We start from the raw sequence: 8593 nt of genomic DNA, 5'->3' as shown, positions 1-8593 counted from the left end.
CCGGTGGGCTCACCGAGGCCGCCGAGCGGCTGCGCCGGCTCATCGACGACGGGGTGCGCAGCGGCGACGTCCGCGCCGACGTCGGCACCGACCTGCGCAACGTGCTGGCCAACCTGACCCGGGCGGCCGCCGACGGGCGGTCCGACCTGGCCGAGCCGGTGGCGCTGCTGCGCGACAAGGTCACCCACCGCGTCGACGAGGGTGGCATCACCCCGGCGTACGCACGCCGGCTCGACGCGGCCATCGTGGACCTCGGTACCAGCCGGGTCTGACCTCCGGCCGGGGCTGCGCCGGTCCGCCGGTTCGTGGGTCAGCGGGTGGCGACCGGCGTCGGCTCCCGGGCCGGCGCGGCGGCGCCGAGGGCGAGCCGCCGGTACACCGCCTCGTAGCCTTCCGCCATCCCGTCGGTGGAGAAGCTCCGGGCCACGTGCGCGACGGAGGCCGCCGGGTCCAGCCGGTCCGCCGCGCGCAACGCCGCCGGCAACTCCTCGGCGTGGTCCCGGATCAGCCCGGTGACCCCGTCCACCACCAGCTCCGGCACGGCGCCGCGCCGCAGCGCCACGACCGGCGTGCCGGTCGCCATCGCTTCCACCATCACCATGCCGAACGGCTCGTCCCACTGGATCGGCATGATCAGACAGCGCGCGTCCACCATCAGCCGGATGGTCGCCTCCCGGTCGGCGTTGAACACCACGGTGACGTCCTCGTCCAGCAGCGGCTCGACGACCTCGGCGAAGTAGCGCCGCTCGGCGGGCTCGTTGCACTTGCCGGCCAGGGTCAGCGGCAGGCCCGCCGCCCGGCAGGCGCGGATCGCGAGGTCCGGGCCCTTGTCCGGGCTGAACCGGGCCAGCCACAGCACCGGGCCCCGGCCGGGGTCCTGCTTGTGCGGGAACTCCCGCACGTCCATCGCGTTGTGCACGGTCCCCACCCAGGGCAGACCCGGGTTCAGCCGGCGCTGCGTGTGCGAGATGGCCACCAACCCCACGCCCCGGTCGACGTCGCTGAGCACGGTGCCGTACTCCCCGACGGGGTTGCCGTGCACGGTGGCCACGGTGGGCACCGCCCGCCGGCCGGCGACCAGCGGACCGATCGTGGTGTGGTCGTGGATCACGTCGAAGTCGGCCGCGGAGACCAGGTGCTTCACCCGGGCCAGGTGGGCCAGCTCCGGCAGCGCCTCGCCCAGCCGGGCGTACTGGAGGTCCTCGACGGTGGAGACGAAGTCGGCGGCGGTGCCGTGGTGCCGGCCCGCGCCGAACAGGGTCACCGCGTGGCCGCGCTCGACCAGCCGGTCCACCAGCCCGTGCACCACCTGTTCCAGCCCGCCGTAGCCGGGCGGCGGCACCGAGAGCCACGGCGGGACCACCATCGCGATCCGCAGCGGCCCTTCCGGCGGGCTCCCCGACGGACGGTGGGTCACGGCCACAGGTCCTCCCCGTTGCTTCCCGGTGAGCGGGATCGGCGGCGATTTCCCCACCCCGGCTGCGCTAAACGGACATTCGTCGGACGCGGCGGGCGGCTCACCCGGTGACGACGAGACGGTCGTCGACGGCCCGTACGCCCGGTGCCGACCAGGCGACCCGCTCCGCCTCGTCCCGCTCCCACCAGGAGCGGACGGTGCCGCCCAGGACGACGGTGTCGCCGGCCAGCTCGACGGTGATCGCCTCGGTGCCGGTCCGGCGGCGCAACGCCCGGCGCAGGTCCAGGGCGGTCTGCTCGGCGCTGGGCGGGGCCGGCGGCACCACCTCGACCAGGTTGGTCACCCCGCGTACGCCCCGCAGCCGGCGCAGCTCCTGCTCGGCGGTACGCCGCTGGTAGCCGAACTCCACCTCGCCGCGCAGCATCAGCCAGCCGTCGGCGACCGTCACGTCCAGCCGCTCGGCGGGCACGAAGCTGTCCCACTCCAGCGCCCGTACGGCGGCGAGGGCGAGTTCGCCGTCGTCCTGACCGTCCAGGCCGGGCAGGCGTACCTCGATGTCGTCGGCGACCGCCCGCACGCCTCGTACCCGGTGCGCGCAGCGCTGCGCCGCCCACTTGCGGGCGTAGCTGTCCACCCGGCCGGTCAGGGTGACCACGCCGTCGGCGACGCTCACCCCGATCTCGTGCGGCTGGGCCTGCGGGTCCCAGGCCAGTTCGTCGAGCACGTCGCGCTGGATGTCCGGATCGGTGCGGGTGGCCGCTGCCGTCGTCATGGCGTCCCCTCCCGTGCGGTCGGCTCCTGGCGAGGATGCCGGCTCCTCGGGTGAGGCCGTTCACCCTGGTGGGGTGAACCGGCACCGGACCGGCGTCGGCGGCCACGGGGTGCGAAAAAAGCGGCGGGTGACGGAGCCAACCCCCTTGGCTCCGCCACCCGCCGCCCCGGAGGAGGCAGGTCTGGTGTTATGACGTCTCGGCGAGCGTCACGGTTGCCTTCGCCTCGGCACCATTTCGCTTGTAGGTCACCTCGACCCGGTCGCCGACCTTGCCGGCCTGCACGGCGCCGACCAGGTCGTTGGAGTCGTTGACCACCTTGTCGCCGAACCGGGTGATCACGTCGCCCCGCTGGATGCCGGCCTTCTCGGCGGCGCTGCCCGGCACGACCGCGGCGACCAGCGCCCCGCCGTCCTCGGCGGCGTTGACGCTCACCCCGAGGGACGGGTGGCTGACCTTCTCGCCGCGCTGGAGCTTCTCGGCGACGTCCTTGGCCTTGTTGCTGGGGATCGCGAAGCCGACCCCGATGTTGCCGCTGCTGCCCTGGCCGGCGGTGGCGATCGCGGTGTTGATGCCGATCACCTCGCCCCGGGTGTTGACCAGCGCGCCGCCGGAGTTGCCGGGGTTGATCGGCGCGTCGGTCTGGAGCAGCCCGGAGATCGAGCTGGCGCCCTGCTGCGGGTTCTGCTGCTGCCCGTTCTCGCCGGCCTGGATGGTCCGGTCCCGGGCGCTGAGGATGCCGGCGGTGACCGACCCCTGCAGGCCCAGCGGGCTGCCCAGGGCGAGCACCTGGTCGCCGACCTGCATCCCGTCGCTGTCGCCGAACTTCGCGGCCTTCAGGTCGCTGACGCCGCTGGCCTTGACGACGGCGAGGTCGGTCTTCGGGTCGGTGCCGACGATCTTGGCCTGGGCGGTCTTGCCGTCGGCGAAGACCACCCGGACCGTGTCGCCGGAGGCGGAGGCGACCACGTGGTTGTTGGTCAACACGAAGCCGTCCGCGCTCAGGATCACGCCGGAGCCTTCGCCGTTGTCCGTGAGGATGGAGACCACGCTGTCCTGCACGGCGGCGGCGATCTTCGGCAGGTCGGCGCTGTTGATCACTGGCGCGGCCGAGTAGGTGCGGGTGATGCCGCCGGAGTCGTCGACCGCGAGAGCGAGCGCGCCCCCGGCCACGCCGGAGCCGAGCATCAGGGCGAAGACCGCCACGCCGGCGCCGACGAACTTGGCCACCTTCGAGGGGGCGCGGGCCGGCGGCCCAGGGCGGCACCGGCTGCGCCGTGCTGCGGCGGGACCGGCCCACCAGGCCCCTGCGCACCCGGGTAGCCCGCCGTCCAGCCGGACTGCTGCCCGGGCTGCCCCGGCTGGTAGCCGACGGCCGGGTACTGACCGGCGGACGGGTACGCTGGTAGCCGGGGCGGTAGGCCTGGTCGCCACCGTGCGCCCCGCCCGGGTACGGCGCGGCGGGGGCCTGGCCCGCCTGCGGATACCCGGTCGACGGGTACCCGGCACCGGAGACCTGGCCGGCGTACGGCGCGGCGGAGGTCTGCCCGGCGCCCGGGTACGGGGCGGCGGAGGTCTGGCCGGCGTACGGGGCGGCCGAGGTCTCGGCGTCCGGCGTGGCGGCGGCGCTCGGCTGGGTGCCGGCCGGCTCCCCCGCGGTGCCGGCGGCGTCGCCCGGGGCGACCGGGCGGGGTTCGGTGGAGTCGGACTGCCCGCGCTCGACGCGGGACAGCTCGGCGGTGGGGTGCGACGGCTCCGCGTCGGGGGCGGCCGGTCGCCGCTGCGGGTCGGTCTCGAACTCGGTCATGGCTCCACTTTCTCCCGTCGCACTGGCACCAGCCTGGAACCCGCCTGAATGTTTTCTGAAAGTCACTCGGTCTCGCCGTCGGTGTCCGGCAGCAGCGGCAGCCGGACCCGGAAGGTCGCCCCGCCGCCCGGGGTCTCGGCGACCTGCACGGTGCCGTGGTGGGCGGTGACCAGGGCGGCGACGATGGCCAGCCCCAGCCCGGTGCTGGTGATCCCGCTCGCCCGGCGGGTCCGGGCCGCGTCGGCGCGGTAGAAGCGCTCGAACACCCGCTCGGCCTGCTCCGGGGTGAGGCCCGGGCCGGTGTCGGCCACCTCGACCACGGCCAGGTTCCCCGGCTCGGTGCGCAGGCGCAGCGTGACCGACGCCTCGGGCGGGGTGTGGGTGAGCGCGTTGGTCATCAGGTTGCCGATGACCTGCCGCAACCGGGCGTCGTCGCCGTGCACCACCAGCGGGCCCGAGCCGGGCTCGATCTCCAGCTCGATCCGCCGGTCGGGGGCGACCACCCGCGCGGCCTGCACGGCGTCGGAGGCGAGCACCGGCAGCTCGACCGGGGCCAGCGAGAGCGGCCGTTCCCGGTCCAACCGGGCCAGCAGCAGCAGGTCCTCCACCAGCAGCCCCATCCGGGCCGCCTCGTCCTCGATGCGACGCAGCAGGTCGGCGGTCTGCTCGGGCGCGCGGGCCGCGCCCTGCCGGTACAGCTCGGCGAAGCCCCGGATGGTGGTCAGCGGGGTACGCAGCTCGTGCGAGGCATCCGCGACGAACTGCCGCATCCGCTCCTCCGAGCGGCGGGCCCGCGCCTCGGAGGTCTGCGCGGCGTGTGCCGCGTCCCGGGCGCCGGCCTCGGCCGAGCGGGCGGCGGTCTCCGACGCCGCCCGAGCGGTGAAGGCGGCCTCGATCTGGGCCAGCATCGCGTTCAGCGCGCGGGAGAGCCGGCCCAGCTCGGAGGTCGCGCACTCCTGCCCCTCCTCCGGGTCGGGCACCCGTCTGGTGAGGTCGCCCCCGGCGATCGCGGCGGCGGTGCGCTCGATCTCCACCAGCGGCTTGAGGCTGGTCCGGACGATCGCCGCGCCGATCGAGGCGAGCAGGATCAGCACCGCCCCGCCGACCAGGAGGTCTATCCAGACCAGCCGCTTGACGGCCAGGTCGACGTCGGTCAGGTGCTGGCCGACCGCCAGCACGCTGCCGTCCGGCAGCTCGCGGTAGAGCATCCGCCAGCGGTCGTGGCCGTCCTGGGCCCGGACGGTGAAGGGCTCACCCTCCTCGGCCCGGAAGCCGGCCACGTCGGCCGGAACCGGCGGCAGGTCGTCGCGCTCCAGGACCGGGTCGTACCCGATGATCTCGCCGCCGTCGGCGTTGGCCACGGCGACGACGTAGTCGGTGGGCAGCGACGCGCGCACCCGACCGGACTGCAGGTCGGGCAGGACCCGGCCGACCTGGACGCTGGCCGCCTGGAGCTCGGCGTCCACCTGGCCGACCAGGTAGTTGCGGAGGAAGTACGTGGTCAGCGAGCTGATCACGACCAGCGCGGCGGCGACCAGCGCCAGCACCGACGCGACCAGCTTGATCCGCAACGGGACGCTGCGAAGTCGACCCTTCGCGTCGTGCAGGACGCTCATCGGTGCACCGTGGTTCGCGGCTGCGGGGCTCGCAGAACCGGCTCACTCCTCGCGCTCACGCTGCCGGCTTGCGCAGCACGTAGCCCACCCCGCGCAGGGTGTGGATCAGCCGGGGCTCGGTGTTGTCCACCTTGCGACGCAGGTACGAGATGTAGGACTCGACGATGTTGTCGTCGCCCCGGAAGTCGTAGTTCCAGACGTGGTCCAGGATCTGCGCCTTGCTGAGCACCCGGTTGGCGTTGAGCATCAGGTAGCGCAGCAGCTTGAACTCGGTCGGCGAGAGCTGCACCCGCTGGCCGGCCCGGTGCACCTCGTGGGTCTCCTCGTCCAGCTCCAGGTCGGCGAAGGTGAGCCGGGAGGGGGCGTGCTCGCCGGTGGCCGTACGCCGCAGCACCGCGCGGATCCGGGCGGTCAGCTCCTCCAGGCTGAACGGCTTGGTGACGTAGTCGTCGCCGCCCAGGGTGAGCCCACGGATCTTGTCGTCGGTGGCGTCCCGCGCTGTCAGGAACACCACCGGGGTACGGGTGCCGCCCTCGCGGAGCATCCGAATGACCTCGAAGCCGTCCAGGTCGGGCAGCATCACGTCGAGGACCACGAGGTCGGGACGGTGGTCCTTCGCGGTGCTCAACGCCGCGCTGCCGCTGGTGGCGGTAGCCACGTCGAAGCCGGCGAAGCGCAGGCTGGCGGAGAGCAGTTCGAGGATGTTGGGATCGTCCTCGACGACGAGCAGTCGCGCCTCGGTCTGGGTAGCGGCCATGCCCGCCATCATCCGTGACGCGGCTGCGCCGGCGCTGGACGCTTCCTGAAAAGACCCTGTGAGCCGCGTCAGCGCAGCAGCCGGCGCAGCCCGTCGAGCGCGCCGTCGAGGACCCGGATCGCCGTACGCAACTGGTTGTCGGAGAGCCGGTGCGCCCGGACCAGCCCGCCGACCTCCATGGTGAAGGCGGCCAGCCGCTGGTCGAACTCGGTCAGCAGCGGTGAGGCGGCGGGGGCGGGAGCCGGCGGCGGCACCGGCCGGTCCCAGCGGGCCTGCCGGGTCTGCCGGGCCGCCTCGCGCAGCTCGCGCTTGAGGTCCCGGACCGAGCCGCGAACCTCGGTCTGGATCTCCCCGGCGAGGGCGGAGAGGTCCTGCACCGAGGCGGTGATGTCGGACTCCAGGGTGGCCAGCTCACCGGCACGCTGCCGCAGTTCCGCCCGGCCGGCCTCGGTGATCTCGTAGACCTTGCGGCCGCCGGCCGCGGTGTGGGTGACCAGCCCCTCCACCTCCAGCCGTTGCAGGCGGGGATAGATGGTGCCGGCGCTCGGGGCGTACAGGCCGAGGAAGCGGTCCTCCAGCAGCCGGATCAGCTCGTAGCCGTGCTTGGGGCCGTCGTCGAGCAGCTTGAGCAGGTAGAGCCGGAGCCGCCCGTGACTGAACACGGCGGTCACGGCAGCTCCTCCTGGTCGTCGTCCACTTCACGGGCGAGCAGCGCGATGCTGCCCGACGTCGCGGAGGCCCAGAGCTTACCCTCGCCCGCCCCGAGGACTCCCTCGCTGTCGCGCACCGCGGCCAGGCCCCGGCTGGCCAGCACCTGGGGGAAGCCGCTGGTGATGCGGCCGGAGGTGGTGTGCAGCCGGACGGCGAGGTCGCTGTCCTCCCGGACCCGGACGGTGATGCTGCCGGAGATGGTGCTGAGCCGGATCTCGCTGCGGCGGGGGTTGTCGAAGTCGCAGGTGATGGCGCCGGAGACGGTGTGCGCGCGGACCTGGCCCGGCGCGCTGTCGGCCAGGATGACCTCGCCGGAGACGGTCTCCAGGGTGACCTCGCCGGCCACCCCGAGCGCCTCCACCGGACCGGAGACGATCTTCGCGGCGGTGGTGCCGCGCAGCCCCATCAGGGTGATCTGGCCGGAGGTCACGTCGGCCCGGGTCCGCCCGCGCAGCCCGGAGGCGACCAGCGAACCGTCGATCAGCTTGAGGGTGGCCGCCACGTGGGCGGGGACCGCGACGGAGACGTCGACCCGGGGCCAGCGGGCCAGTGGGCCGACCCACCGGAACACCTCCGACCAGCGGAACTTCCGCTCCTGGACGACGCTGAGCCGGCCGTCGCGGTGCTCGACGTGGATCGGCCGGCCCTCGCCGCCCGCCTGGGTGATGTCGACCCGGGCCGGCCGTCGGTGGCGACCACGTTGAGCCGACCGCTGATCAGCCGCACGTCGAGCTCGGTGACCGGGTCGTCCAGGGTGAAGCGTCGCGGCTGCTCGACCGTCCAGCGGGTCATGGCGTCCTCCCCTCGATGCGCACGGCCGACGGCCCGCGCTCGGGAGGAGCGTAACGCGATACATCGCGATAGGACAAGACACGTCGCGAGTCGGGTGCGCGTCAGGCCGCCAGGTGTAGGTGGCCGGGGTTGCCGGCGCCCCGGCGAAGGATGTCGATCCGGTGAACGGCGGTCGGCGATCCGCCCTAAACCGCCGACGCCGGGCTACCTGACCTTCCACCAGGCCGGCGTGGCAGGCTGCCCGGGCGGACCCGGCGGCGGCGCCGGGCACGACGGAGGTGCGTCGATGATCATCGAGTCCCGGTTCAACGGGCCGCCCGGATCGGGCAACGGCGGGTGGAGCGCCGCGGTCTTCGCCGACGCGTACGGGGGCGACCGGCCGGTCGAGGTGACGCTGCGCCGCCCGCCCCCGCTGGAGACTCCGCTGACCCTGGCCGACGGCGACGTCCTCGACCCGGACGGGCGGCTCGTCGCCCAGGTCCGCCCGACCGACGAAGCACCCGCGGCGGTCGCCCCGGTCGACCCGGCGACGGCGGCGGCCGCCTCGGCCGCGTACCCCGGCCTGCGGGACCACCCCTTTCCCGGCTGCTACGTCTGCGGCCCGGACCGCCCGGACGGGCTGCGGATCTTCCCGGGACGGCTGCCGGACGGCCGGACCGCCGCGCCGTTCCGCGCCCCCGACCGCGTGGTGCCCGCCACGGTCTGGGCGGCGCTGGACTGCCC

7 protein-coding genes and 2 pseudogenes are annotated in these 8593 nt (G+C 74.3%); 2 read left to right on the top strand and 7 right to left on the bottom strand.

What is annotated here, in order from left to right:
- Positions 1-272 (top strand): annotated as a pseudogene (locus tag JNW89_RS19505) (serine/threonine protein kinase); the annotation flags it as partial.
- A gap of 38 nt (positions 273-310) precedes the next feature.
- Here JNW89_RS19505 and JNW89_RS19500 read toward each other — a convergent pair.
- From JNW89_RS19500 to JNW89_RS19470, 7 genes and pseudogenes are all read right to left on the bottom strand, one after another.
- On the bottom strand, positions 311-1366 hold the full coding sequence (locus tag JNW89_RS19500) for a glycosyltransferase family 4 protein (protein ID WP_238449993.1): 1056 nt from the start codon (positions 1364-1366) through the stop codon (positions 311-313).
- Between the two features lie 151 nt (positions 1367-1517).
- Positions 1518-2189: a BON domain-containing protein gene (locus JNW89_RS19495; protein ID WP_238449992.1), complete on the bottom strand. Its 672-nt coding sequence runs from the start codon at positions 2187-2189 to the stop codon at positions 1518-1520.
- A gap of 187 nt (positions 2190-2376) precedes the next feature.
- Positions 2377-3994, bottom strand: a pseudogene (locus tag JNW89_RS19490) (trypsin-like peptidase domain-containing protein).
- 62 nt (positions 3995-4056) lie between these two features.
- The gene (locus JNW89_RS19485) at positions 4057-5610 is read right to left on the bottom strand and encodes a cell wall metabolism sensor histidine kinase WalK (protein WP_238449991.1); all 1554 of its coding nucleotides are present in this window, start codon (positions 5608-5610) and stop codon (positions 4057-4059) included.
- Between the two features lie 55 nt (positions 5611-5665).
- Positions 5666-6367 carry a response regulator transcription factor gene (locus JNW89_RS19480; protein ID WP_179801668.1) on the bottom strand — a complete coding sequence of 234 codons (702 nt, stop codon included), beginning with the start codon at positions 6365-6367 and terminating at the stop codon, positions 5666-5668.
- Between the two features lie 68 nt (positions 6368-6435).
- Complete coding sequence (locus JNW89_RS19475; protein WP_238449990.1) at positions 6436-7038, bottom strand: PadR family transcriptional regulator; 603 nt, start codon at positions 7036-7038, stop codon at positions 6436-6438.
- Positions 7035-7934: a DUF4097 domain-containing protein gene (locus tag JNW89_RS19470; RefSeq protein ID WP_375155120.1), complete on the bottom strand. Its 900-nt coding sequence runs from the start codon at positions 7932-7934 to the stop codon at positions 7035-7037. The genes JNW89_RS19475 and JNW89_RS19470 overlap by 4 nt, the downstream gene beginning before the upstream one ends.
- A 222-nt stretch (positions 7935-8156) precedes the next feature.
- Here JNW89_RS19470 and JNW89_RS19465 point away from each other — a divergent pair.
- The coding region (locus JNW89_RS19465; protein ID WP_238449988.1) for a hypothetical protein at positions 8157-8593 on the top strand (437 nt) is incomplete at its 3' end.

The sequence above is a fragment of the Micromonospora sp. 4G55 genome (genome assembly GCF_016803375.1).
This window is presented reverse-complemented; position numbering and strand designations above follow the sequence as displayed.